Origin of the sequence: Inquilinus sp. CA228, from assembly GCF_052078665.1 — a bacterium.
In the GTDB taxonomy this organism is placed as follows: domain Bacteria; phylum Pseudomonadota; class Alphaproteobacteria; order DSM-16000; family Inquilinaceae; genus Inquilinus.
On sequence record NZ_JBQJIK010000041.1, the window covers coordinates 12,848 to 37,182 of the forward strand.

Sequence of the window (24,335 nt, forward strand, 5' to 3'; positions counted from 1 at the left end):
ACTACGAAAGGGTATAAGGCGGCTGGGTGTGGCCGGCGGGGGACAGGGTGAAGATCTCGACCCCGTCCTTGGTGACGCCGACCGTATGCTCGAACTGGGCCGACAGGCTGCGGTCGCGGGTCACCGCGGTCCAGCCGTCCGACAGGATCTTCACCGCCCAGTGGCCGGCATTGATCATCGGCTCGATGGTGAAGATCATGCCCTCGTGCAGCGCCAGCCCGTCGCCGCGCCGGCCGTAATGCAGGATGCTGGGCGGGGCGTGGAACACGCGGCCGACGCCGTGGCCGCAGAAGTCGCGCACCACCGAGAAGCGGTGGCCCTCGGCATGGCTCTGGATGGCGTGGCCGATGTCGCCCAGCGTGGCGCCGGGCTTGACCGCGGCGATGCCGCGCATCATCGACTCATAGGTCACCTCGATCAGCCGCTTGGCCTTGACCGCGACCTTGTCGCCCGCGACGTACATCCGGCTGCTGTCGCCGTACCAGCCGTCCAGGATCGGGGTGACGTCGATGTTCAGGATGTCGCCGTTCTCCAGCGTCCGGTCGCCCGGGATGCCGTGGCAGACGACGTGGTTCAGCGAGATGCAGCTCGATTTCGGATAGCCGCGATAGCCCAGCGTCGCCGGCACCGCGCCGTGGTCGCGCATGAAGCCGTCGCACAGCCGGTCCAGCTCGTCGGTGGTGACGCCGGGGCGCACATGCGGGGCGATGAAGTCGAGGGTCTCGGCCGCCAGCCGGCCGGCCCGCCGCATCGCCGCGAACTCGGCCTCGCCATGCAGGGGGATGTGGCCTTCCTCGCGGGTCTGGGGTTCCACCTCGGTCACGCTTTCTATCCTGTCTCGCATTGACATTAGCCTATAGCACCGCCGCCGCGCGGTCGCCACCCGGCGGCATATGGGGGCGACTCGGCGGAACGCCGAGGGTGGGCGCCGCAGAACCGGCATGCAGGCTGCCGCGATCGCTTGACTCTCATTTATAACCAAACGATCATTTATAAATTCAACAAGCCGATGGAGGAGACCATGCCGCTGGACGGAAAGGTCGCCCTGATCGCGGGCGCAACCCGCGGGGGCGGGCGCGGGATCGCGGTGGAGCTGGGGGCCGCCGGCGCCACCGTCTACGTCACCGGGCGCAGCATCCGCGGCCAGCCTTCGGAATACCAGCGGCCGGAGACGATCGAGGAGACGGCGGAGCTGGTCTCGGCCGCCGGCGGCCGCGGCATCGCCGTGCAGACCGACCATCTGGTGCCGGAGCAGGTCGAGCGCCTGGTCGCCCGCATCCGGGAGGAGCAGGGGCGGCTCGACATCCTGGTCAACGACCTGTGGGGTGGCGAAAAGCTGATGGAGTGGAACAAGCCGGTGTGGGAGCACGACCTGCAGAAGGGCCTGCGGCTGCTGCAGCTCGGCGTGCACACCCATCTGATCACCGCGCATTACGCCCTGCCGCTGCTGATCCAACGCCCGGGCGGCCTGCTGGTCGAGGTCACCGACGGCACGGCGGAATACAACGCCGACCACTACCGCCTGTCGCCCTTCTACGACCTCGCCAAGGTGTCGGTGAACCGGATGGGCTGGTCCCATGCCCAGGATCTGGCGCCGCACGGCGCCACCTCGGTGTCGCTGACGCCGGGCTGGATGCGGTCGGAGATGATGCTGGAGGCCTATCGCGTCACCGAGGAGACCTGGCAGGACGCGACGAAGATTCAGCCGCATTTCATCATCTCGGAGACGCCGCGATTCACCGGCCGCGCCGTGGCGGCGCTGGCGGCCGATCCGGACCGGGCGCGCTGGAACGGCCAGTCCCTGTCCAGCGGCCAGCTGGCCCGGGTCTACGGTTTCACCGACCTCGACGGGTCGCAGCCCGACGCCTGGCGCTACATCGTCGAGGTGCAGGATCCCGGCAAGCCGGCCGACGCCACCGGCTATCGCTAGCGATTTCCGCCTGTCTCGCGGCGCGTCCAGGCGATAGCATCGCCGGACTCAAGCCCAGGGCAGGACCATGACCGAGACGCGCATCGTGACCGCCGCCGTTCTGGTGATCGGCGACGAGATCCTTTCCGGCCGCACCAAGGACGCCAATATGGGCTTCCTGGCCGAGCGGCTGACCGATCTCGGCATCCGCCTGCGCGAGGCGCGGGTGGTGGCGGACGTGCCGGAGGAGATCGTGGCCGCGGTCAATGCGCTCAGGGCACGCTACGACCACGTCTTCACCACCGGCGGCATCGGCCCGACGCATGACGACATCACCGCCGAATGCGTCGCCCGGGCCTTCGGCGTGCCGCTGCTGCGCCACCCCGAGGCGGTGCGGCGGCTGGAGGCGCATTACGAGGCCGGCCAGTTGAACGAGGCGCGGCTGCGCATGGCCAACGTGCCGGAGGGCGGCACGCTGATCGACAACCCGGTCAGTGCCGCCCCCGGCTTCCGCATCGGCAATGTCCATGTCATGGCCGGGGTGCCGCGGATCATGCAGGCGATGTTCGACGGCATCGCCCCGACGCTCGCCGGCGGCGACAAGGTGCTCAGCCGCACCGTCACCTGCGACCTGGGCGAAGGGGTGATCGCCGCCGGGCTCGGCGCCATCGCCGCTGTCCATCCGGAGCTGTCGATCGGCAGCTACCCGTATTTCCGGGCCGGCAGGTTCGGCACCAGCCTGGTGCTGCGCGGCACCGACGCCGAGCGGTTGTCCTCGGCCACCGAGGCGGTGCGCTCCCTGGTGGTCTCGCTCGGCGGCACCGCCGGGGCGGAGCCGGAGCCGGAGAAGACTGAGTAGGCCAGGCCGATCAGCAGCGCGATGCCGAGCCAGAGGGCGGCGTAGAACAGGCCATGGCCGCCCCAGCCGCCGCGGCGCAGCACGGCCGGCGCCACCAGGACCAGGGCGGCGACCAGCCAGGCCAGGCGGATCCAGTCGAAATCATCCATGCCCGGACAATGGGGACCGATCCGCCTGCCGGCAAGGCGCATTCGGCTTGCGCGGCGGCCGGGGCCGGGCGATAGAGGCCGGATGCGGACGTGGTGGAACCGGTAGACACAGCAGACTTAAAATCTGCATCCCTCGGGAGTGCGGGTTCGAGTCCCGCCGTCCGCACCAAACTCCCTAACCTCGCCAAGGTTGGGATCGAGTGTTCGAATCCCTTCGCCCGCGCCGGTTTTTCCAGGAAAATCAAAGCGTTAAGACGATGCTGCGGTGGCGGTCTCTTCGCGTTTTCAGCGCTGGACACCACCGGGACACCATCGTCGCGCGCCAGAAAATGCCCCCAAAACGGGACTCAACATGGCGGCGGATGCTGCGCTTCTGGCACCGTCCAGTCGACTGCAATGGTGAGCCGCAGCCGGACCTGGTCAACTGTTTGGGAATGCGGTGATTGCTCGGTTCGGCATCAACGATCCCCGGGTTGCTCAAGGAGGTGGCCGGGCGGCGGCTCTCAGTGCCCTCGGGATCTGCGATTCGTGGCGGTTTCTACCTTGGGGAAGGGTCTCTATAATCGCCCGGGCGCTGGCTCACGACGAGGAGTGCAGCATGGGAGGCTTCGGAGTCGAGGAGACGCACGGCATCCTGCTGCGCGAGGAGAACGAGACCCTCGCGTCGAGCAGCCCGCTCGGCTGGCGCTCGGTGTTCACCTCCGTGCAGCGCGAGAAGCCCTTCGAGGATGCCTACAAGGCCCTGCCCGACCACCTGATCATCCTGCATCTCGACGGCTATGTCCGGGTCGACCGCTGGCTCGGCATCAGCCGCGAGAGCCGGATGATTGCGCCGGGCGGCACCTTCATGGTGCCGGGCGGGGTGGATTTCCGCGTCCGCCTGAACGACCCGCTCTCCACCGCCCATTTCTACATCCGCCGGGCGGTGCTGGAGGAGGTGGCGCAGGACCTCTACAAGGGCGACCCCGACCGGCTGGAGTTCCTGCCGCGGATCGGCGACGCCGACCCGCTGATCGAGCGGCTGATCCTGTCGCTGCGCGACGAGATCCAGGCGCCCAGCGCCTTCGGCGAGACCCTGGTCGACTACACTGCCCGGCTGATCGGCGCCCGGCTGATCCGCAACCACTCGTCCAACGAGGCGAAGGTACGGCTGGAGGTGGCGGCGCCCAGCGATCTGCAGCGCAAGATCGCCCGCGTCACCGAATTCGTGCAGTCGAACCTGCACCGGTCGATCCAGCTCGAGGACATGGCGGCGGTGCTGGAGCTCAGCGTGTCGCAGCTCTCGGCCCTGTTCCGCAAGGGGCTGGGCCAGCCGCCGCACCGCTTCCTGCTGAACCTGCGCGTCGCCCGCGCCCGCGAGATGCTGGCGACCACCGACCTGCCGATCGCCGAGATCGCCCTGGCCTGCGGCTTCTCGCACCAGGAGCACATGACCCGGATGTTCCGGCGCGAGATCGGCGTGACCCCGGGCGCGTACCGCCGCTCCATTTCCTGATCCATCGCCGGCGTTTCGTGCAGCCCGCATAAGCGATCCGTGCAGGAAAGGCGTGCGCCATCCGGCGCAAGCTCCCTCCCGTGGCAATGCAGCCTTCGCGCTGCGACCCAGGGGAGACCGCGCCGCCATGCAGGGATTCGTCTACGAGGCGCTGCCGGCGCGGGTCGTGTTCGGCCACGGCACCTTCCGCCAGCTGCCGGACGAGGTGGCGCGGCTGGGCCTCGAACGGGCCCTGGTGCTGGCCACGCCGCAGCAGGCGCAGGAGGCGGAGCGGATCGCCGCCACCCTCGGCGGCCGGTCGGTCGGCACCTTCGCCGAGGCGACGATGCACACCCCGGTCGAGGTCACCGAGCGGGCGATGCAGGTGGTGGCGGCGCGCGGCGCGGACGGGGTGATCGCCGTCGGCGGCGGCTCCACCACCGGCCTCGGCAAGGCGATCGCCCTGCGCTCCGACCTGCCGCAGATCGTGGTGCCGACCACCTATGCCGGCTCCGAGATGACGCCGATCCTGGGCGAGACCGTGGCCGGGCGGAAGACGACACAGCGATCGTCGCGGATCCTGCCCGAGGTGGTGATCTACGATGTCGACCTGACCCTGACCCTGCCGGCCGGCCTGTCCGGCACCTCCGGCATCAACGCCATCGCCCACGCGGTCGAGGGGCTGTACGCCCGCGACGCCAACCCGATCATGTCGCTGATGGCGGAGGAGGGGATCCGCGCCCTGGCCTGCGCCCTGCCGAAGATCGCGCAGGACCCGCTGGATCGCGCCGCCCGCGGCGACGCGCTGTACGGCGCCTTCCTGTGCGGCGCCGTGCTCGGGGCGGTCGGCATGGCGCTGCACCACAAGCTGTGCCACACGCTGGGCGGCAGCTTCGACCTGCCGCATGCCGAGACCCACACCGTCGTGCTGCCGCACGCTTTGGCCTACAACGCCGCCGCGGCGCCGCAGGCCACGGCGCGGATCGCCCGGGCGCTGGGCGCCGAGGACGCGCCGCGGGCGCTGCACGACCTGGCCGGCCGGGTCGGCGCGCCGCGAGCGCTGCGCGAGCTGGGCATGCCCGAATCCGGCATCGCCGAGGCAACGGAGATCGCGCTGGCCAACCCCTACTGGAACCCGGCGCCGCTGGAGCGCGGCCGGATCGAGGCGCTGATCCGCCGCGCCTGGGACGGGTCGCCGCCAGCCTGAGCCGCGCCCGAACAAACATGACAGGGAGGAAACCAATGAACCGCATCACACGCGGCCGGATGTCCCGCCGGGACCTGCTGAAGACCTCGGCCGTGATCGGCCTGGCGGCCGGATCGACGCCGCTGTTCGCCCCGGCGGCCCGGGCGGCGCAGAGCATCAAGCTGGGCTATGTCAGCCCGCGCAGCGGCCCGCTGGCCGCCTTCGGCGAGGCCGACGACTTCGTCATCCGCGGCTTCCTCGACACGGTGAAGGGCGGGCTCGACCTCGGCGGTTCCAACTACGCCGTCGAGGTCGTGGTCAAGGACAGCCAGTCCAACCCGAACCGCGCGGCGGAGGTGACCAAGGAGCTGATCGTCACCGACGAGGTCGACATGGTCCTGGTGTCCTCGACGCCGGAGACCACCAATCCGGTGGCGACGCAATGCGAGATCGAGGAGGTGCCCTGCATCTCCACCGTCGCGCCGTGGCAGCCCTATTTCATCGGCCGGCAGGGCAATCCGGGCGACCCGGCCTCGTGGAAACCGTTCAACAGCACCTTCCACTTCTTCTGGGGGCTGGAGGATGTGATCGCGGTCTTCACCAACATGTGGGGCCAGCTGCAGACCAACAAATCGGTCGGCGGGCTGTTTCCGAACGATGGCGACGGCAACGCCTGGGGCGACCCGACCGTCGGGTTCCCGCCGGTGCTGTCGAAGCTGGGCTACAGGCTGACCGACCCCGGCCGCTACCAGAACCTGACCGACGACTTCTCGGCCCAGATCTCCGCCTTCCGCGCGGCCGAGACCGAGATCCTGACCGGCGTGGTGATCCCGCCGGACTTCACCACCTTCTGGACCCAGGCCAGCCAGCGCGGATTCAGGCCGAAGGCGGCTTCGGTCGGCAAGGCGCTGCTGTTCCCGGTCGCGCTCGAGGCGCTCGGCAAGGCGGGGCACAACCTGTCGTCGGAGGTCTGGTGGACGCCGACGCACCCGTTCAAGTCGTCGTTGACCGGGGCGCCCGCCTCGGCCTTCGGCGAGGCCTACCAGCAGGCGACCGGCAAGCCCTGGACCCAGCCGATCGGCTTCGCCCATGCGCTGTTCGAGTTGGCGGTCGACGCGCTGAAGCGCTCCGCCGACCCGAAGGATCCGGCCGCCAACATCGCCGCGATCGGCGCGGCCGACCTGCACACCCTGGTCGGGCCGATCAAGTTCGGCCAGGACAACGTGCCGCCCTTCGCCCGCAAGAACGTCGCCAAGACGCCGCTGGTCGGCGGCCAGTGGCGGCTGGGCGCCGACGGCAAATACCAGATCATCGTCACCGACAACCAGACGGCGCCGGAGATCCCGGCCGGTGGCCGGATGGAAGCGATCGGCTGAGGCCATGCTTCTCGCCCTCCAGGATTTGCACAAGGCGTATGGCTCGCTGGTGGTCACCGACGGCGTGTCGCTGTCGGTGGCGGAGGGCGAGGCGCTCGGCGTGATCGGCCCGAACGGCGCCGGCAAGACCACGCTGTTCGGCCTGATCACCGGCGCCGTCCGCCCCGATGCCGGCAGCATCCGGCTGGATGGGCAGGACATCACCGCGCTGCCGGCGGCGCGGCGCTGCCTCGCCGGCATCTGCCGGTCGCACCAGATCCCGCATCCGTTCGAGCAGCTGACCGTGTTCGAGAACCTGCTGGTCGCCGCCTGCTTCGGCCGCCGCATGCGCGAGGCTGAGGCCGCCGACTGGTGCGCCGAGGTGCTGGAGTTGACCGGCCTGCTGCCCAAGGCCAACCGGCCCGGCGGGTCGCTGACCCTGCTCGACCGCAAGCGGCTGGAGTTGGCGCGGGCCCTGGCCACCCGGCCGCGCCTGCTGCTGCTCGACGAGATCGCCGGCGGCCTGACCGAGGCCGAATGCCATGCGCTGGTCGGCACGGTCGGCGCCATCCACCAGGGCGGCACCACCATCATCTGGATCGAGCACATCGTGCACGCCCTGCTGGCCGTGGTCGGCCGCCTGACCGTGCTGAACTTCGGCCGCAAGATCGCCGAGGGCGAGGCGCGCGGCGTGATGGACCTCGCCGAGGTGCGCGAGATCTATCTCGGCTCGCCGGTCTAGGGGCGCGCCATGGCCCTGCTCGACATCGACACCCTCGACGCCTTCTACGGCGACTTCCAGGCGCTGTTCGGCCTGGGCCTCGCGGTCGAGGCCGGTGAGACCCTCGCCATCATCGGCGCCAACGGCGCCGGCAAGTCGACGCTGCTGAAGGCGATCACCGGGCTGGTCCCGGCCGGGCGCGAGGCGATCCGCTTCGACGGCCAGGCGATCGGCGGCCTGCCGGCGGCCGACATCATGAAGCGCGGCATCGCCATGGTGCCGGAGGGACGCAAGCTGTTCCCGTCGCTGACGGTGGAGGAGAACCTGCTGGTCGGCGGCTGGGGCCGCCGCGGCTCCGGCCGCTGGACGCTCGACGCCGTCTACGGGCTGTTCCCGGTGCTCGGCGAACGCCGCCGCAACCCTGGCACCGCCCTGTCCGGCGGGCAGCAGCAGATGGCGGCGATCGGTCGGGCGCTGATGTCCAACCCGGCGCTGCTGCTGTGCGACGAGATCTCGCTCGGCCTGGCCCCGATCGTGATCCGCGACATCTACGCCGCCCTGCCGGCGATCCGGGCCGAGGGCACCGCAGTGGTGCTGGTCGAGCAGGACATCGTCCAGGCCCTGGCCGTCGCCGACCGCGTGATCTGCCTGCAGGAGGGCAGGGCGACGCTGGCAGGCCGCCCCGCCGACCTCACCCGCGCCGCCATCCAGGCGGCCTATTTCGGGCATTGACCGCCATGGTCCTCACCCTCCTCGATGTCGTGATCCAGGGCGTCCTGCTGGGCGGGCTCTACGCCCTGTTCGCCGCCGGGCTGTCGCTGATCTTCGGCGTGATGCGGCTGGTCAACCTGGCGCATGGCGACCTGATCGTGCTGGCCGCCTTCCTGGTCCTGGCCCTGACCCGCGGGCTCGGCCTCGACCTGCTGCCGGCGGCGCTGCTGTCGCTGCCGATCATGTTCGCGGCCGGCTATGCGCTGCAGCGCGGCGTGCTGCAGCCGGTGCTGGGCCAGGGCATCCTGCCGCCGCTGCTGACCACCTTCGGCCTGTCGATCATCCTGCAGAACGGCCTGCTGGAGGGCTTCTCGGCCGACAGCCAGCGCCTGGCCGCGGGCGCGATCGAGACCGCGTCGCTACCGCTCGGCGGCGGCCTGGCCATCGGCGTGCTGCCGCTCATGACCTTCGCTGCCGCGGTGCTGGTCATCCTCGGCCTCAACGCCGTGTTCTACGCCACGCCGCTGGGCCGCGCCTTCCGCGCCGTGTCGGACGACCCGGTGACGGCGCAGCTGATGGGCATCGACCCGCGCCGGCTGTTCGGCCTGGCCATGGGGCTGGCGCTGATGGTCTCGGCGGTCGCGGCGGTGTTCTTCGGCATCCGCGCCAATTTCGACCCGACCATCGGCCCGGCCCGGCTGATCTTCGCCTTCGAGGCGGTGATCATCGGCGGCCTCGGCAGCCTGTGGGGCACCCTGGCAGGCGGCGTCGTGCTCGGCATCGCCCAGACGCTCGGCGCCGCGATCGACCCGGAATGGCAGCTACTGGCCGGTCATGTCGCCTTCCTGATCGTCCTCGTGCTCCGCCCGCGCGGCCTGTTCCCGCGCGCCGGCGACTGAGAGAGAAAGCCATGTCCCTGCTGACCCAGGACACTCTGCTCCCCGCGGCCCCACGGCACTGGCGCGTCGCCACCCGCACCCGGCTTTCGACCGCCGCCGGCATCGCTGCGCTGGTGCTGGTGGCGGCCCTCGCCGTCCTCCCGCTGGTCGCCGGGCGCGGGCTGGTGCAGGAGCTGTTCTTCGTCTTCACCATGCTGGCGCTGGCGCAGTGCTGGAACCTGCTGGCGGGCTTCGCCGGGCTGGTCTCGGTCGGCCAGCAGGCCTATGTCGGGCTCGGCGCCTATCTGCTGTTCGCCGCCACCGTCACCGCCGGCATCGACCCGATCGTGGCGATCCCGCTGGCCGGCGTCGCCGCCGCGATCATCGCCGTGCCCACCGCCTTCGTCGTGTTTCGGCTGCGCGGCGCCTATTTCGCCATCGGCACCTGGGTGGTGGCCGAGGTGTTCCGGCTGGTCCTGGCCCAGGTCAAGGTCCTGGGCGGCGGCACCGGCATGTCGCTGCCGCGCGAGGCCACCAACGACAGCTGGGTGGTGCAGGCGACCGCCGACCTGCTGGGCCTGCGCGCCGCGGCGGCCCGCGACGTCGCCTGCTACTGGCTGGCGCTGCTGCTCGCGGCCGGCACCGTCGGCCTGGTCTACGCCCTGCTGCGCTCGCGCCGCGGCCTGGCCCTGGCCGCGATCCGCGACAGCGAGCCGGCGGCGCTGTCGGTCGGGGTCGACGCCTTCCGGCTCAAGGTCGGGGTCTATCTGGTCGCCGCCTTCGGCACCGGGCTGACCGGGGCGCTGATCTACTTCCAGAAGGCCCGGATCTCGCCCGACGCCGCCTTCTCGGTGCTCGACTGGACCGCCACCGTCCTGTTCATCGTCGTGATCGGCGGCATCGGCACGATCGAAGGCCCGATCCTCGGCGTCATCGTCTTCACCCTGCTGCAGGACCAGCTGGCCGGCTTCGGCAGCTGGTACCTGATGCTGCTCGGCCTGCTCGCCATCCTGGTCATGCGCCTCTTCCCGAAGGGGCTCTGGGGCATGGTGGCGGAGCGCTTCGACCTGCACCTGTTCCCGATCCGCCGCCGTCTCGTCCTGCCGGTCGCCGGTGCATCTGAGAAAACCAAAGGAGGAACGCCATGATCGAGACCGATGTGCTGATCGTCGGGTCCGGCCCCGCCGGCTCCGCCGCGGCCCTGGCGCTGTCGACCTACGGCATCCGCAACATGGTGGTGACCAAGTACCGCTGGCTGGCCGACACGCCGCGCGCCCACATCACCAACCAGCGGACCATGGAGGTGCTGCGCGACTTCGGCGTCGAGGACGAGGTGAACCAGAAGCGGGCCCACCAGAACCTGATGGGCAACAACGTGTTCTGCACCTCGCTGGCGGGGGAGGAGATCGGCCGCCTGTACTCCTGGGGCAACCATCCGAGCCGGATGGCGGACTACACCCTGGCCTCGCCGACCACGATCTGCGACGTGCCGCAGAACCTGATGGAGCCGATCCTGCTGTCCAACGCCGCTTCGCGCGGCTCGCGGGTGCGCTTCGACACCGAATACCTGTCGCTGGCGCAGGATGCCGACGGCGTCACCGCCACGGTGCGCGACCGGCTGTCCGGCCACGACTACCAGATCCGCGCGAAATACCTGGTCGGTGCCGATGGCGGCCGGTCGCAGGTGGCGCAGGACATCGGGCTGCCGATGCAGGGCAAGATGGGCGTCGCCGGGTCGATGAACATCGTGTTCGAGGCCGACCTGTCGCGCTACGTCGCCCACCGCCCCAGCGTGCTGTACTGGGTGCTGCAGCCGGGCGCCAATATCGGCGGCATCGGCATGGGGCTGGTGCGCATGGTGCGGCCCTGGACCGAATGGCTGATCGTCTGGGGCTACGACATCAGCCAGCCGCCGCCGGAAATGACCGACGCGCTGGCGACCGAGGTGGCGCACAACCTGATCGGCGACCAGACCATCCCGATCAAGGTCAAGTCGCACAGCCTGTGGACGGTCAACCACCAGTTCGCTTTGTCGAACACGGCCGGCCGGGTGTTCTGCATGGGCGACGCGGTGCATCGCCACCCGCCGTCGAACGGCCTCGGCTCCAACACCTCGATCCAGGACGCCTTCAACCTGGCCTGGAAGCTGGCCTATGTGCTGCAGGGCAAGGCCGACCCGTCGCTGCTGGCCAGCTACGATGCCGAGCGGTCGCCGGTGGCGCGCCAGATCGTCGAGCGCGCCAACAAGTCGATCGAGGAGTTCGGGCCGATCTTCGACAGCCTCGGCCTGCTGTCGACCAGCGACCCCGAGCAGATGAAGCGCAACATGGAGGCGCGCAAGGACGCGACGCCCGAGGCGGCGGCGCAGCGCGAGCGGCTGCGCCAGGCGATCGCCCACAAATCCTACGAGTTCAACTGCCACGGTGTGGAGATGAACCAGCGCTACCGCTCCGCCGTCATCGTGCCGGACGGCACGGACGAGCCGGACTGGGCGCGCGACCGCGAGCTGTACTACCACCCCACCACCTGGCCCGGCGCCCGGCTGCCGCATCTCTGGCTCGAGCGCGACGGCCGGCGGCTGTCGACCCTCGATGTCTGCGGCCATGGCCGCTTCACCGTGCTGACCGGCATCGGCGGCGAGGCCTGGGTCGCGGCAGCGCAGGCCATCGCGGCCGAGCGCGGCCTCCCGATCGACGCCCATGTCATCGGCCCGGGCCGGGAGCTGGCCGATGTGTTCGGCGACTGGGCCGAGATGCGCGAGACCAACGAGACCGGCTGCGTCCTGGTGCGCCCCGACCACCATGTCGCTTTCAGGGCCCAGGCCGTCACATCCACCGCCCATGCCGATCTCGAGGCCGCGGTGCTGCGCATCCTCGGCCGCGCCCCGGCCGCCCGCCGCACCGTGGCCGCCTGATGCAGAGACCAAGGGAGAACCCCCGATGACCGCGCCAGCCATTGCCCCCGAGGACACCGGCTACTTCACCGAGGAAAGCTCGGCCGAAATCGTGATCGGCCGCATGAAGGTCACCGACGCGCGCTTCCGCGAGGTGATGAGCGCGGTGATCCGGCACCTGCACGAGCTGGTGAAGGAGGTCGAGCCGACCAACGACGAATGGATGGCGGCGATCCAGTTCCTGACCCGGACCGGCCAGATCAGCACCGACTGGCGCCAGGAGTACATCCTGCTGTCCGACACGCTCGGCGTGTCGATGCTGGTCGACGCCATCAACAACCGCAAGCCGTCGGGCGCCACCGAGACCACGGTGCTGGGGCCGTTCTACGTCTCCGACGCGCCGCGCTACGAGAACGGGGCGAACATCTGCCTCGACGGCAAGGGTCAGCCGCTGCTGGTCCGCGGCCGGGTCACCGACACCGAGGGCCGGCCGGTGGCGGGCGCGCTGCTGGATGTCTGGCAGACCAACGAAGACGGCTTCTACGACGTGCAGCAGAAGGGCGTGCAGCCGGACATGAACCTGCGCGGCGTGTTCCAGACCGACGCCGAGGGCCGCTACTGGTTCCGCGCGGTCAAGCCGCGCTTCTACCCGATCCCGAGCGACGGCCCGGTCGGCCAGCTGCTGGAGCGGATGGGCCGACACCCCTACCGGCCCGCCCATATCCACTTCATCGTCGGGGCCGAGGGCCACGAGCCGATCACCACCCACATCTTCAGCCCGGACTGCCCGTACCTGCACAGCGACGCGGTGTTCGGGGTGAAGGAGAGCCTGATCGCCGACTACCGGCAGATCGACGACCCCGACCAGGCCGCCAGGCTGGGCCTGCCCAACCCGTTCTGGACGGTGGAGAGCGACTTCGTCCTGGCGCGGCCGCGGCGATCGGAGAAATGATGGCCTCGGTTCCCGGGGCTTGCTGACCACCGCGGCCGGCAGGAGCTGCCGCTTCGCAAACAGTCCTCTCTCCGCTCAATACGCGCGACTCCAAGTCGGCGAGCATCGGCTCGCGCAAAGTCCGCCCCTGAGAGGGTCGGAAAGTATCCGGAATTGGCGCTGGCCGGCCGGGGCGGGAGAGACCCGATCCCAGCCGGCGACACGCGTCCGGCCCAAGGCCCCTGCTCTCGGGAGGAGCTCCCTCAGGCGCTCCGCCGGCGCGACGGATAGGTGACGTGGGTGAAGCCTGGGATCACCACCTCGGACGGCCGGTTGCCGCAGGCGCAGAGCTGGTCGATGATGTAATGCGCCGCGGCGTTGGAGATCAGCTGCGCCGGATCCTCCATGACGAAGCGCAGCCGGGTGATGATGGCGCGGCGGTCGTCCGGCGAGCGCACCGCCGGCAGGTCCTGGATCGCCCGGGTCGCGGCGTCGACCACCGGCGCGGCGTCGACCGCCGGGCGGAAGGCGGGATAGCCCTCGAACATGGCGCGGCCCAGCTCGACGCTGGCCCGGGTGTTCAGCCAGATCCGGCGGAACTCGCGTTCCAGCGCGGCCAGCTGGGCCGCGTCGCGCAGATCCGCCAGCACGAAGGACGGCGCGTGCGGGGCGATGTAGACCCGCTCCGGCGGCAGCCGCCGGCCCGAGGCCTGCCACAGCAGGTGGCACATGTTGTTGGTCGGCCAGGTCAGCCCCGCCGTCGGCCGGCCGGAGCGGCCGCTGATCAGCACCATCGCCCGGCCCCAGTCGAGCTCCTGCGCCTGCAGCCAGCCGATGATGCGGTGGCCGATGTCGAGGAAGGCCAGGGCGAAAGTCGCGGCCATCATGTCGTTGATCGGCACCGGCACCTCGACCGACCCGACCGGGTCGAGATAGTTCTGCCGCAGGTGCCCGAAGGTCAGCAGGCTCTCATCGGCCAGGCCCCGTTGCAGAGTGGCGGTGGTCACGGCGCAGCTGTAGTCGACCAGGTCGGCGATCTTCGCCTCCAGCCCGGCCCAGGCGGCGACGGCGACCGCGTCGCGCCAATGCGCCTCGCTGTTGACGGCGCGCACCGCGTCCATCCGGTCGATCAGGCGCAGGGCGTCGGCCCGCCAGCCGGGGTCGCCCAGCTCACGCAGCCGCACGATCCAGGGCACGGCGATGCCGAGATGGGACACGCCGGTCAGCTCGATGAAGCCGCGGGTCGAGCGGCGGAAGCTCTCGGTCACCGGCGGCCGGCCGGCGCCGGGAAACAGGGCGATATCGGTGCCGGTGGCGACCAGCAGCGGGTCGCCGGCGGCCAGCTGCGCCATCCGGTCGGTCAGATGCGCGCCGATGCTGTCCGGGTCCGAGGTGTAGGCCGTGAACAGCGCGCGGAAATCGGGGTCGGGGGCGTAGGCCAAGGGCAGCTCCTTCCGGGCCGGTCACAGCGCCAGCCGGTAGATCACGGTGTCCTGGCGGAAGCGGATGTCCGGGGTCAGGCTGTTCGACACGGCCAGGAAACGCTGCCCGTCCGCCTCGAAGGCGGCGGCGTCGGTGCCGCCGAAGGTCGGGAACTCCCCGGCCAGCACGAAGCCGTCGCCGTCCCAGCGATGGATCTGGGACATCAGGTCGGTCTTCGGCGCCGCGGGCGACCCCTGGATGAAGCAGATGCGGACGAGGTACAGGCCGGACCCGGTGTGGATCAGCTCGAACTCGCGGCCGCCCGGCCCGCCCAGGCTGTGATGCGGCTCGAACCGGCGGCCGTCCCAGCGATGCAGCACGGAGTCGCCGGCGATGTTGGCGAAGGCCAGCCAGGCGCCGCCATCGGCCTCGAAGAAGCGGAAGGCGCGGCCGCTCAGATTGGCGAAGTCCTGGACCGGCACGAAGGCGCCGTCTGCCCAGCGGTACAGGCGCGACGGGCTGGTGTGGTCGGCATAGGCCAGGAAGCGCTGGCCCTCGAGCTCGAAGAACTCCCAGTTGTAGCCCCAGCCGCCTTCCAGCGTCTGGAACTCGACGAAGCGCGCGCCGTCCCATTCCAGGATGCAGGACTGCCGCGGATGGCGCGCCGCGATACCGTCCAGCGTCACGCCCTGGGCCAGGGCCAGGAAGTGCCGGCCGTCGAAGGTGAAATGGTGCCACTGCTTGGCGGCGAAGGCCGGGATCGACTGGAACGGCTCCCAGGCCCCGCCGGCCCGGCGGTAGATCACGGCCTGGGTGTTCAGGTCGTAGGGGCCGCGGCCGGTGCGGATCCCGGCAGTGGCCAGGAACCGGTCCTCGCCGATGGCGAAGGCCAGCACGTCCTCGCCGCCGGGCAGGGGCAGCCGGCCGCCCTGCTCGAACCGTCCGTCGCGCCAGCGGAACAGCAGCAGGTCGGTGTCGCTGTCGCCGCCGTTCATGTGCGCCGGCTGGCCGGGCAGGTCCAGGGCCATCTGCGGCACCGCCAGGTGCAGGGCGCCGTCGACGGTGACGGGCAGCACGGCCCGGGCGCCGGAGGTGGCCAGCCGCTGATACGGCACCAGAAGGCCGCCGGCGACGGCAGGTGTGGTTTCGGTCATGCCGGCTCCAGATCGTCCGTTCATGGGGCACAATAACGCCGGCGACGGCCTTGCCGTTATCCGCTATAGTGCAAAAAATATCGCGTTTGGGCCAAAGCATGACGATCGAGACCTTTCAGGTGGAGCGCTTCCGCGACGACGCCCGGCGCGAGGTGCTGCCCCATGCCCATGACCGCGGGCAGTTCACCTGCGTCCTGTCCGGCGTCGTCAGCCAGGAGACCGAGGACGGCCTTTGGGTCGTGCCGCGGCAGCGCCTGGTCTGGATTCCGCCGCGCACCATCCATGCGGCGCGGTCGAAGGGACCGGTCGAGGGGTGGCTGGCCTGGGCTCCCGCCCGCTACGCCCGGCAGCTGCCCGACCAAGTCTGCGTGCTCCGCACCTCCGCCCTGCTGCTGGCGGCGCTGGAGCGGCTGACCGAGCTGCCTGAGGCGGATGGGCCGGCGGCCGATCTGCTGTCGCAGGTCATCCTGCTCGAGCTCGGCCAGGCCGAGGCGGAGGGGCTGGAGATCCCGCTGCCGCGCTCGCCCCGGCTGCGGGCGATCGCCGAAGGGCTGCTGGAGGCGCCGGCCGATGGCGGCGGGCTGGCGGAGTGGGCCCGGGCGGCGGCGATGTCGACCCGCTCCTTCACCCGCCATTTCGAGCGCGAGACCGGCACCAGCTTCGCCGATTGGCGCCGCCGGGTGAGCGCCCGGCGGGCGATCGACCTGCTGTCGGCGGGCGAGAGCGTGTCGGCGGTGGCGCTGGCGCTGGGATATGAATCCGTCAGCGCCTTCATCGCCATGTTCAAGCGGCTCTACGGCCAGCCGCCGGCGAAGTTCCTGGCCGGGCGGGGCTGAGCACCGGCTCCGGTCACTCCGGGTCCCCGGCCGCGCGCTCGGCGGCCAGGATCGCCAGCGCCATGCGGCGGAAGGCGGCGACGCGGGCATTCGCCTCGCCGATGCGGGAGGCCAGGAGCACCTCGGTCACCGCATCGGCATCGGCCAGCGGCCGGAACAGGATGTTCGGGATGCTGATGTGCTGCAGGCCGGACGGCACGATGGCAATGCCCAGGCCGGTCGCCGCCAGGCCGATCAGGGTCGAGGCCTCCTGCGCCTCCTGGACGATCCGGGGCGCGAAGCCGCGCCGGGCGCACAGCCCGATGATCTGGTCGTAGATGCCGACGCCGGCCTGGCGCGGATAGAAGATGAAGGCCTCGTCGCGCAGATCCGCGATCTCCAGCTCGGACCGTTCGCCCAGCCGGTGGCCGCGATGCATCGCCACCACCAGCGCGTCGGTCACCAGCCGGGTCAGGGTGAGGTCCGACGCCTGGTGCGACACCGGCTTGCGGACGATGCCGACATCGAGGTCGCGGGCCTGCAGCGCGCCCAGCTGGCTGCCCGAGGGCAGCTCGCGCAGCAGCAGGCGGACATTCGGATGGGCGCTGCGGAACTGCGAGATCAGCCGCGGGAAGAAGGACAGCAGCGACGAGGCCGGGGTGAAGCCGATGCGCAGCTGCCCGGCCTCGCCGCTGACCAGGTCCTGGATCACGGCCCGGCTCTGCTCGACCCGGCCCAGGATGGCGGCGGCGTCGGCCTGCAGCACCGCGCCGATCTCGGTCAGCGCCACGCGCCGCTGGGTGCGGTGGAACAGCGGCCCGCCCAGCTCCCGCTCCAGCGCCTGGATCGCCAGGCTCAGCGGCGCCTGGGTGATGTGCAGCCGCTCCGCCGCCCGGCGAAAGTGCAGCTCTTCGGCCAGCACCGTGAAATAGCGCAGCTGTCGCAGGTCCATTGATTTACAAAACCCATCAATGACGGATCGATAATGAATTAGCGCAAATCGTTCTCCGGTCGCAACATCAAGCCATCAAAGCTGCGGCTAGAGGGCCGGGCAGGGTCGGGAGGAAGCGGATGGTCGTCGTTCCAGCGCAGGACGCTGCCGACGCCGGCACCGGGGTGCTGGAAGGGCTGGCCGCCGGGCGGCCGGCATTGGGGGTCGGCGTGCGCCATGCCCGCACCGCCGATGTGGCACGCATGGCCCGCGGCGCCGGCTACGACGTGCTGTGGATCGATCTTGAGCACAGCGCCATGCCGATCGACGCCGCCGCCCAGATCGCCGCCACCGCGACCGATCTCGGCCTCGAAGCCTGGGTGCGGGTGCCGGAGCGCGACTGCGGCACCATCGGCCGGCTGCTCGACGGCGGCGCCAGCGGCATCATCATGCCGCGGGTGGAGACGGCGGAGGAGGCCAGGCGCGTCGTCGACGCCGCCCGCTTCCCGCCGCGCGGCCAGCGCTCGCAGCTGGCCCTGCTGCCGCAGAACGGCTTCCGGCGGCTGCCGGCGGCGGAGCTGATGCGCCGCGCCGACCGCGCCACCAGCGTGCACATCCTGCTCGAAAGCGCGGCCGGCATCGCCCAGGCCGATGCCATCGCCGCGCTGGACGGGGTCGACATTCTGCATGTCGGGCTGAACGACCTGTCGGTCGATCTCGGCCATGTCGGCGATGTCCGCCACCCGGCGCTGACCGAGTGCTGCGCCCGGGTCGCCGCGGCCGCGGCGCGGCACGGCAAGCTGGCCGCCGTCGGCGGGGTCGCCGGGGCCGACCACTATCGCGACCTGCTGGCCGCCGGCATGGCGCCGCTGATCCTCGCCGCCATCGACACCGACATCCTCGCCACCGGCCTGGCCCAGCGGGCGCAGGACTGGCGCCAGCAGCTTGCGGAGCGGAGCTGACCGATGAGCACCCTGACCGACGAGATCCTGACCTCGCTGCCGCTGCGGCCGGCCGAAACCAACCAGCGGCCCGTCTTCGACGTGCCGGCCGGCGCCTGCGACGGGCACATGCATGTGTTCGGCCCGGAAGAGACCTATCCGCGCGTGCCCCGGCCGCACTACACCCTGCCGGACGGCACGCTGGCGCAGTATCGGCGGCTGATGCCGGTGCTGGGGCTGGAGCGCTTCGTCATCGTCCAGCCCAGCTTCTACGGCACCGACAATGCCTGCCTGCTCGACGCGCTGGCGGCGGCCGGCGACGCGGCGCGCGGCGTGGTGATGGTCGAGCCCGACATCGCCGATGCCGAGCTCGACCGCTTCCACCGCCTCGGGGTCCGGGCCGTGCGGCTTGACCTGTTCAAGCGCGCGGCCCTGCCGCTCGACCAGATCCAGGCTTACATCACGGCGATGGCCGGCCGGGTCGCGCGCCTGGGCTGGCACCTGCAATTCTACGCCCCGGGCCGGGTCGTGCGCGACCTGTTGGGCTTCCTCCGCACGCTCGAGGCCGATTTCGTCATCGATCACATGGGCTACATGCTGGAGGAGGACGGGCTGACCCAGGCGGATTTCGCCCGGCTGCTCGACCTGATGCGCCACGGCCGGTGCTGGCTGAAGCTCAGCGGCCCCTACCGCATCGCCAAGGCCCGCGGCTACGCTGTGGTGGAGCCCCTGGCCAAGGCCATCCTCAAGGCCGCGCCGGACCGGGCGCTGTGGGGATCGGACTGGCCGCACATTCCGGATTCGGGGCGGGACACCGGCGAGCTGCTGAACCTGCTCGCGGTCTGGGCTCCCGACCCGGCGGTGCGGCGGCTGGTCCTGGTCGAGACGCCGCAGCGCCTGTTCGGCTTCGGCTGAGCCGGCGGTAGCGACACCAAGAGAACCACAGGGGGAGGACACCATGCTTGTGCAAGACGGAACACCCGCGCTGGGCGCCGCTTTCGCCGGCTTCCGGGCCCGCGCGGTGGTCATCTGCTTCATCATCGCCATGGTCGACGGCTACGACACGCTGATGATGTCCTTCATCGCCCCGGTCCTGGTCCGCGACTGGGGCCTGTCGCCGGTCGAGATGGGGCAGATCTTCGGCATCGGCTATGCCGGCGCGGTGGTCGGCAGCTTCCTGATGGGGCCGGCCGCCGACCGGTTCGGCCGCCGCCTGGTGCTGGTCGCGGCTCTCGCCCTCGCCGCCGCGGGCACTTTGCTCTGTTCGGTGGCGGACACGCCGGCCGAGCTGATGCTGTTCCGCTTCGTCGCCGCCATCGGCCTCGGCGGGGCGATGCCGGCGATCGTCGTGCTGACCGCCGAGCACACCGCGCCGGAGCGGCGCAGCGGCATGGTCACGCTGATGTTCGTCGGCTTCCCGCTGGGCGCCGTCCTGGGCGGCGCGATCACCGCGGCGCTGCTGCATCTCGGCTGGCGGGCGATCTTCGTCGGCGGCGGCGTCGCCGCCCTGCTGGTCCTGCCGCTGGCGCTGCTGATCCCGGAGACGCTGTCGCGCCACGACGAGGCGCACCGGCCGCAGGGCGGCATCGCCGCCTCCCTGTCCGGCCAGTTCGGCGAGGGGCGGCTGCCGGCGGTGCTGGCGATCTGGGCCGGCGTGTTCTCGATCCTGCTGCTCAGCTATTTCCTGATCAGCTGGACCCCGACCGTGCTGGTCCAGGCCGGCCTGTCGCCCCAGCGCGCGGCGATCGGCGGGGTGCTGCTCAATGCCGGCGGCATCGTCGGGGCGATCGGCCTGTCCTTCCTGATCAACCGCTTCGGGCCGTTCCGGCCGGTGGCCGCGCTGGTGGCGGCCGGCGCCGTGCTGGTGGTGCTGATGGGGCAGAATGTCGGGGCGTCGGTGGCGATGGTGGCCGTCGTGGTCGCGACCGGCGCCTGCATCATCGGCGGGCAGTTGAACATTCCGGCCATGGCCGTGCGGCTGTTCCCGCAGGCGGTGCGTGGCGCCGGCGTCGCCTGGGCCATGGGGATCGGCCGGGTCGGCTCGATCATCGGGCCGATGCTGGGCGGCATCCTGCTGGCCGCCGATCTCGGCTGGCCGACGCTGTTCCTGATCGCCGCCGCGCCGGCGCTGGTCGCCGCGCTGGCCTTCCTGGTCGCCGACCGGGTCCGGCCGCGGTCGGGCAGCTGATCACGGGCCCGGCGGGACCGTCAGTCCCGCCGGGCCGCCTGCAGCTCGATCCGGCAGGCGGTCTCCGAGCCGCAGCCGGTGCAGCGCAAGGCCAGCTCCAGCCGCAGCAGCCTTGCATCCCGGCCGAAGCGCTGGATCAGCCGCCGGCGATCCAGCTGCCGCTTGCGGTTGCACTTCCCGCACTTTGCCACGATGGCGGTGCCGGAGGAGATGTCGGACAGCCGGAGGCCGATCTCCCAATTGTCCTGGATGCGCTCCCTCACCGCAGGCCCTGGCTGCCTTTCTCCGGGGCCGACGGCGGGAAAGGGCCGGGGGAGCGCCCCGCCAGCGCGAACACGGCGCGGAGATCCTCGCTGAAGGGACCCTTGCGGTGCTTCATGGCGGCCTCCGAGGCTCCCGACCGATCGAATGTTCGCTAAATGTTCTATTCCTTCGCGTGCCGGGAGTCGAGTCGGTCGGCGAGGCGGCTCAGGCCTTCACGCCGCCGCTCGCCAGGCCGCCCTGCCACCAGCGCTGCATGAACAGGAAGGCGGCGATCACCGGCAGCACGCTGACCAGCGCCCCGGCCATGACGATGGTGAACAAGACCGTGCCGCCGCTGCCCGAGGTGGCCGAGGCGTACCATTGCGACAGGCCGACGGTGATCGGGAAATACTCCGACGAGCTGAGCATCACCAGCGGCAGGAAGTAGTTGTTCCAGGTCGACACGAAGGCCAGGATCAGCACCGTGGCGAAGCCCGGCATCAGCAGGCGGAAGGCGATCTTGCCGAAGATGTGCAGCTCGCCGGCGCCGTCGACGCGGCCGGCCTCGATCAGCTCGTTCGACACCGCGTCCTCGATATAGACGCACATCAGGAACACGCCCGGCGGGAACACCATCGACGGCAGGATGATCGCGATCGGCGTGTTGACCAGCCCGATCTGCGACAGCATCAGGAACAGCGGCACCGACAGCGCCGTCTGCGGGATCATCACGGCGCCCAGCACCAGGGCGAAGAACAGTTTCTTGCCCCGGAACTGGAACTTGGCGAAGGCGTAGCCGGCGCAGGTGGCCAGCAGCGCGGCGCCGAGGCCGGAGATCGCGGCATAGAGGAAGCTGTTCAGGAGCCAGCGCGCGAACGCGCCGTCCTGGTAGGTGAACAGGCCGCGCAGATTCTCCCACAGGTTGAAGTCGCCGGCGAACCACAGGCCGAAGGTGCCGAACAGGTCGGCATTGGTCTTGGTCGACGAGACGATGACGTAGAGCAGCGGGATGAAGGTGTAGACGAAGTAGATTCCCAGCACCGCGGTCAGCAGCCAGCGCTGGCGGCGGAAGGCGGCGGAGCGGACGGTGCGCGCGGCGATCGTCACCGGGGTCTCCTGCGGTTGGTCAGCAGCATGAAGCCGTAGGACGCCACCGCCACCACCGCGCCGAGGAGGAAGGAGATCGCCGCCGAGTAGTTGTACTGCTGCGAGACGAAGGCCAGGGTGTAGGCGTAGTAGTTCGGCGTGTAGTGGCTGTTGATCTGGCTCGGCGCCAGGTTGCGCATCAGATAGGGCTCGGTGAACAGCTGCAGCGTGCCGATGATCGAGAAGATCACCGTGACGATGATGGTGGGCACGATCAGCGGCAGCTTGATCCGCAGCGAATGCTGCAGCGCCGTGGCGCCGTCGATCGCCGACGCCTCCTCCAGGTCGCGCGGCACCGACTGCAGTGCCGCGTAGTAGATGATCATGTTGTAGCCCATGAACTCCCACACCGCGATGTTGGCGAGCGAGGGCAGCAGGCCGCCGCCGGACAGGAAGTCGATCCTGCCGAAGCCCATGGCCTCGGACATCTGGCTGAACGGGCCGAAGGACGGGCCGTAGAGATAGCCCCACAGCAACGCGGCGATCACCCCCGGCACCGCATAGGGGATGAAGAAGGCGACGCGGAAGAAGCTGCGGGCGAAGACCAGGCCGCTGTCGAGGATCAGCGCGAACAGCAGCGCCAGCCCCAGCATCACCGGGATCTGCATCAGGCCGAACTGGAACAGCAGGCCGACGCCGTCCCAGAAGTTCTTGTCGTGGATGGCGCGGACGTAGTTGTCGAGCCCGACGAAGCGGGCGCCGCCGACCAGCGTCTCGCGGAACAGGCTCATCTGGAAGGCATAGAGCAGCGGCGCGATCAGGAAGCCGGCGAACAGCAGCAGGAACGGCGCCAGGAAGACATAGGGCGCCAGCTTGCGGCCGACCAGGATCCGTCGCCGCGCCCCGCGGGCGGCCCGGGGGGCTGCGGCCCGGGCACCGGCGGGCGCCGCCGTCATGGCGCGCCCGCCGGCCCCGACCTCAGAGGACGGTGAAGCCCTGGTCGGTGGCATAGGCCACGACGGTGTCCTGCACCCGGTCGAAGGCCTCGGCCAGGGTGCCGTTGCCGGCAATGGCGGAGGCCATCTCGTCCTGCAGCTGCTGGTTCACATAGTCCTGGAACGGCGCGAATTCGAAGCTCGGGTCGACCTGGTTCTCCGAGACGACGAAGATCTCGTTGACCTTCTGGCCGCCGTAGAAATCGTAGCCGTGGCCCATCAGCTCCTTGTCGTTGATCAGGTCCTTCAGCACCGGGAACAGGAACTGCTTGGTGGTCCACAGCTTCGAGGCCTCCGGGTCGCTGCCCATGAACTGGGCGAACAGCGCCGCCTCCTTCGGATGCTGCGACGAGGTGAAGGCGGCGAAGGTCGATCCGCCCCAGTTCGAGGTGATCTTGCCGCCCTTCTCCCATTGCGGCATCGGCGCCGCCCGCCACTGGCCGAAGCTCTTCTTCATCGACTGCTGCATCAAGACCGGCGCCCAGGCCGCGGTGACCCAGGAGGCGTAGGTGCCGGCATCCAGCCCGGCGAACCATTCGGTGGTCCACATCGGCTTGACGTCGACCGCCTTGGCGTCGATCAGCTTCTGCCAGTAGCCGGCCCATTTCTTGGCGACGTCGTCGTTGATCGCGATCTTGATGCTGGTGCCGTCCAGGTGGAACGGGCGCCAGCCGGCCTGCCACAGCACGGCGCAGACCCAGCCGGCGTCGGATGCGCCGAAATCGCAGATGAAGGTGCCCGGCGACTTCTCCTTCAGCTTGATCGCCTGCTCGGCATAGTCGTCCCAGGTCTCGGGCACCGACAGGCCGTTCTTGTCGAACACGTCGGCGCGGTACAGCAGGCCCATCGGCCCGCTGTCCCAGGGCACGGCGTAGATCTTGCCGTCGGCGCTGACCGATTTCCAGGTCCAGTCGATGAATTTCGGCCCGACATCGCCGACGCCGTGCGGCGCCAGGTCGGCCAGCACACCCAGCTGCCTGAAGCTGGCGATCGAGTTGAACTCCATCTGCGCCACGTCCGGCAGGCCGCTGCCGGCCTTGATGGCGTTGCGCAGCTTGACGTAGTGCGGCGGGCCCTGGCCGACATTCTCCAGCTTGACCGAGATGCCGGGGTACTTCTTCTGGAACAGGTCGACCTGGGTCTGGGTGTCGGGCGTCCAGGCCCAGAACAGCAGCTCGACCTTGTCCTGCGCCCGCGCCGCGGCCGGCAGCCCCGCCACGGCCGGCGCCACCAGCGCCCCCGCGGTGCTCTGCAGGAAGCGGCGCCTGCCGATGGTCGGTCCCATGGCGGATCCCGGCTTGGTCGTCTCCGACATTTTTTTGCCTCCCTGGGGTGGTCGTCTCTGATCTCGCAAAGCGAGTCGGCGATTCCTTGCAACAATCAGAACCTGGGAAGCCGCTCCGCTGTCAATGCGGCGCCGGCGCCGGCGGCGGTTTGTCCAGAATGGCGGACATTGCCGTCTCGATCCGTCTGGCGGGGCGGCGGGCGCCGCGC

23 protein-coding genes and 1 tRNA gene are annotated in these 24,335 nt (G+C 70.4%); 16 read left to right on the top strand and 8 right to left on the bottom strand.

The window, feature by feature from the left end; all coding sequences use genetic code 11:
- Window position 1: 1 nt before the first annotated feature.
- Window positions 2-814: a type I methionyl aminopeptidase gene (map, locus tag ACTOWL_RS20575; RefSeq protein WP_441323198.1), complete on the bottom strand. Its 813-nt coding sequence runs from the start codon at window positions 812-814 to the stop codon at window positions 2-4.
- Between the two features lie 207 nt (window positions 815-1,021).
- Between map and ACTOWL_RS20580 the strand changes: the two genes are divergently transcribed.
- The 12 genes from ACTOWL_RS20580 (at window position 1,022) to ACTOWL_RS20635 (ending at window position 13,087) form a co-directional block, all read left to right on the top strand.
- Window positions 1,022-1,930, top strand: coding sequence for an SDR family oxidoreductase (locus tag ACTOWL_RS20580; RefSeq protein WP_441323141.1), 909 nt, complete (start codon window positions 1,022-1,024; stop codon window positions 1,928-1,930).
- A gap of 67 nt (window positions 1,931-1,997) precedes the next feature.
- Entirely contained in the window at window positions 1,998-2,768 is a 771-nt protein-coding gene (locus ACTOWL_RS20585) for a competence/damage-inducible protein A (protein WP_441323142.1), read from the top strand.
- 233 nt (window positions 2,769-3,001) lie between these two features.
- Window positions 3,002-3,086, top strand: a tRNA-Leu gene (locus ACTOWL_RS20590).
- A gap of 429 nt (window positions 3,087-3,515) precedes the next feature.
- Window positions 3,516-4,412, top strand: a complete 897-nt coding sequence (locus tag ACTOWL_RS20595; RefSeq protein ID WP_441323143.1) for a helix-turn-helix domain-containing protein — start codon at window positions 3,516-3,518, stop codon at window positions 4,410-4,412.
- Window positions 4,413-4,539: 127 nt separating this feature from the next.
- Window positions 4,540-5,598, top strand: a complete 1,059-nt coding sequence (locus ACTOWL_RS20600; protein WP_441323144.1) for a maleylacetate reductase — start codon at window positions 4,540-4,542, stop codon at window positions 5,596-5,598.
- Between the two features lie 35 nt (window positions 5,599-5,633).
- Window positions 5,634-6,953: an ABC transporter substrate-binding protein gene (locus ACTOWL_RS20605; RefSeq protein ID WP_441323145.1), complete on the top strand. Its 1,320-nt coding sequence runs from the start codon at window positions 5,634-5,636 to the stop codon at window positions 6,951-6,953.
- Between the two features lie 4 nt (window positions 6,954-6,957).
- A complete protein-coding gene (locus tag ACTOWL_RS20610; RefSeq protein WP_441323146.1) occupies window positions 6,958-7,674 on the top strand; it encodes an ABC transporter ATP-binding protein in 717 nt (238 codons plus the stop codon).
- 9 nt (window positions 7,675-7,683) lie between these two features.
- Complete coding sequence (locus ACTOWL_RS20615; RefSeq protein WP_441323147.1) at window positions 7,684-8,385, top strand: ABC transporter ATP-binding protein; 702 nt, start codon at window positions 7,684-7,686, stop codon at window positions 8,383-8,385.
- 5 nt (window positions 8,386-8,390) lie between these two features.
- Window positions 8,391-9,263 (top strand): branched-chain amino acid ABC transporter permease, encoded by an 873-nt coding sequence (locus tag ACTOWL_RS20620; protein ID WP_441323148.1) that lies wholly within the window; start codon window positions 8,391-8,393, stop codon window positions 9,261-9,263.
- A gap of 11 nt (window positions 9,264-9,274) precedes the next feature.
- On the top strand, window positions 9,275-10,390 hold the full coding sequence (locus ACTOWL_RS20625) for a branched-chain amino acid ABC transporter permease (RefSeq protein ID WP_441323149.1): 1,116 nt from the start codon (window positions 9,275-9,277) through the stop codon (window positions 10,388-10,390).
- Complete coding sequence (locus ACTOWL_RS20630) at window positions 10,387-12,156, top strand: FAD-dependent monooxygenase (RefSeq protein ID WP_441323150.1); 1,770 nt, start codon at window positions 10,387-10,389, stop codon at window positions 12,154-12,156. Before ACTOWL_RS20625 ends, ACTOWL_RS20630 begins: the two co-directional genes overlap by 4 nt.
- A 25-nt stretch (window positions 12,157-12,181) precedes the next feature.
- The gene (locus tag ACTOWL_RS20635) at window positions 12,182-13,087 is read left to right on the top strand and encodes an intradiol ring-cleavage dioxygenase (protein WP_441323151.1); all 906 of its coding nucleotides are present in this window, start codon (window positions 12,182-12,184) and stop codon (window positions 13,085-13,087) included.
- Between the two features lie 242 nt (window positions 13,088-13,329).
- On the opposite strand, the gene ACTOWL_RS20640 is transcribed toward ACTOWL_RS20635, so the two are convergent.
- Together ACTOWL_RS20640 and ACTOWL_RS20645 are read right to left on the bottom strand one after the other, a co-directional pair.
- Entirely contained in the window at window positions 13,330-14,508 is a 1,179-nt protein-coding gene (locus ACTOWL_RS20640; RefSeq protein ID WP_441323152.1) for a DUF5624 domain-containing protein, read from the bottom strand.
- A gap of 21 nt (window positions 14,509-14,529) precedes the next feature.
- Complete coding sequence (locus ACTOWL_RS20645; protein ID WP_441323153.1) at window positions 14,530-15,642, bottom strand: hypothetical protein; 1,113 nt, start codon at window positions 15,640-15,642, stop codon at window positions 14,530-14,532.
- Between the two features lie 98 nt (window positions 15,643-15,740).
- Between ACTOWL_RS20645 and ACTOWL_RS20650 the strand changes: the two genes are divergently transcribed.
- Window positions 15,741-16,478: a helix-turn-helix domain-containing protein gene (locus ACTOWL_RS20650; protein ID WP_441323154.1), complete on the top strand. Its 738-nt coding sequence runs from the start codon at window positions 15,741-15,743 to the stop codon at window positions 16,476-16,478.
- 13 nt (window positions 16,479-16,491) lie between these two features.
- Here ACTOWL_RS20650 and ACTOWL_RS20655 read toward each other — a convergent pair whose 3' ends face one another.
- Window positions 16,492-17,409 carry a LysR substrate-binding domain-containing protein gene (locus ACTOWL_RS20655; RefSeq protein ID WP_441323155.1) on the bottom strand — a complete coding sequence of 306 codons (918 nt, stop codon included), beginning with the start codon at window positions 17,407-17,409 and terminating at the stop codon, window positions 16,492-16,494.
- 119 nt (window positions 17,410-17,528) lie between these two features.
- Here ACTOWL_RS20655 and ACTOWL_RS20660 point away from each other — a divergent pair, with 119 nt between their 5' ends.
- From ACTOWL_RS20660 to ACTOWL_RS20670, 3 genes are read left to right on the top strand one after another with little or no spacing between them, the layout of a single operon-like run.
- The gene (locus ACTOWL_RS20660; protein WP_441323156.1) at window positions 17,529-18,350 is read left to right on the top strand and encodes an HpcH/HpaI aldolase family protein; all 822 of its coding nucleotides are present in this window, start codon (window positions 17,529-17,531) and stop codon (window positions 18,348-18,350) included.
- Between the two features lie 3 nt (window positions 18,351-18,353).
- Entirely contained in the window at window positions 18,354-19,244 is an 891-nt protein-coding gene (locus tag ACTOWL_RS20665) for an amidohydrolase family protein (RefSeq protein WP_441323157.1), read from the top strand.
- Window positions 19,245-19,287: 43 nt separating this feature from the next.
- Window positions 19,288-20,517, top strand: a complete 1,230-nt coding sequence (locus ACTOWL_RS20670) for an MFS transporter (protein WP_441323158.1) — start codon at window positions 19,288-19,290, stop codon at window positions 20,515-20,517.
- Window positions 20,518-20,537: 20 nt separating this feature from the next.
- Here the strand turns inward: ACTOWL_RS20670 and ACTOWL_RS20675 are convergent, their stop codons facing one another.
- The 4 genes from ACTOWL_RS20675 to ACTOWL_RS20690 all read right to left on the bottom strand — a co-directional run bounded on the left by ACTOWL_RS20675 (window position 20,538) and on the right by ACTOWL_RS20690 (window position 24,156).
- A complete protein-coding gene (locus ACTOWL_RS20675; protein ID WP_441323159.1) occupies window positions 20,538-20,780 on the bottom strand; it encodes a hypothetical protein in 243 nt (80 codons plus the stop codon).
- A 205-nt stretch (window positions 20,781-20,985) separates the two neighbouring features.
- Window positions 20,986-21,867, bottom strand: a complete 882-nt coding sequence (locus ACTOWL_RS20680) for a carbohydrate ABC transporter permease (protein ID WP_441323160.1) — start codon at window positions 21,865-21,867, stop codon at window positions 20,986-20,988.
- Window positions 21,864-22,802, bottom strand: a complete 939-nt coding sequence (locus ACTOWL_RS20685; protein ID WP_441323161.1) for a carbohydrate ABC transporter permease — start codon at window positions 22,800-22,802, stop codon at window positions 21,864-21,866. The genes ACTOWL_RS20680 and ACTOWL_RS20685 overlap by 4 nt, the downstream gene beginning before the upstream one ends.
- Before the next feature lie 22 nt (window positions 22,803-22,824).
- Entirely contained in the window at window positions 22,825-24,156 is a 1,332-nt protein-coding gene (locus ACTOWL_RS20690; RefSeq protein WP_441323162.1) for an ABC transporter substrate-binding protein, read from the bottom strand.
- Window positions 24,157-24,335 lie beyond the last annotated feature (179 nt).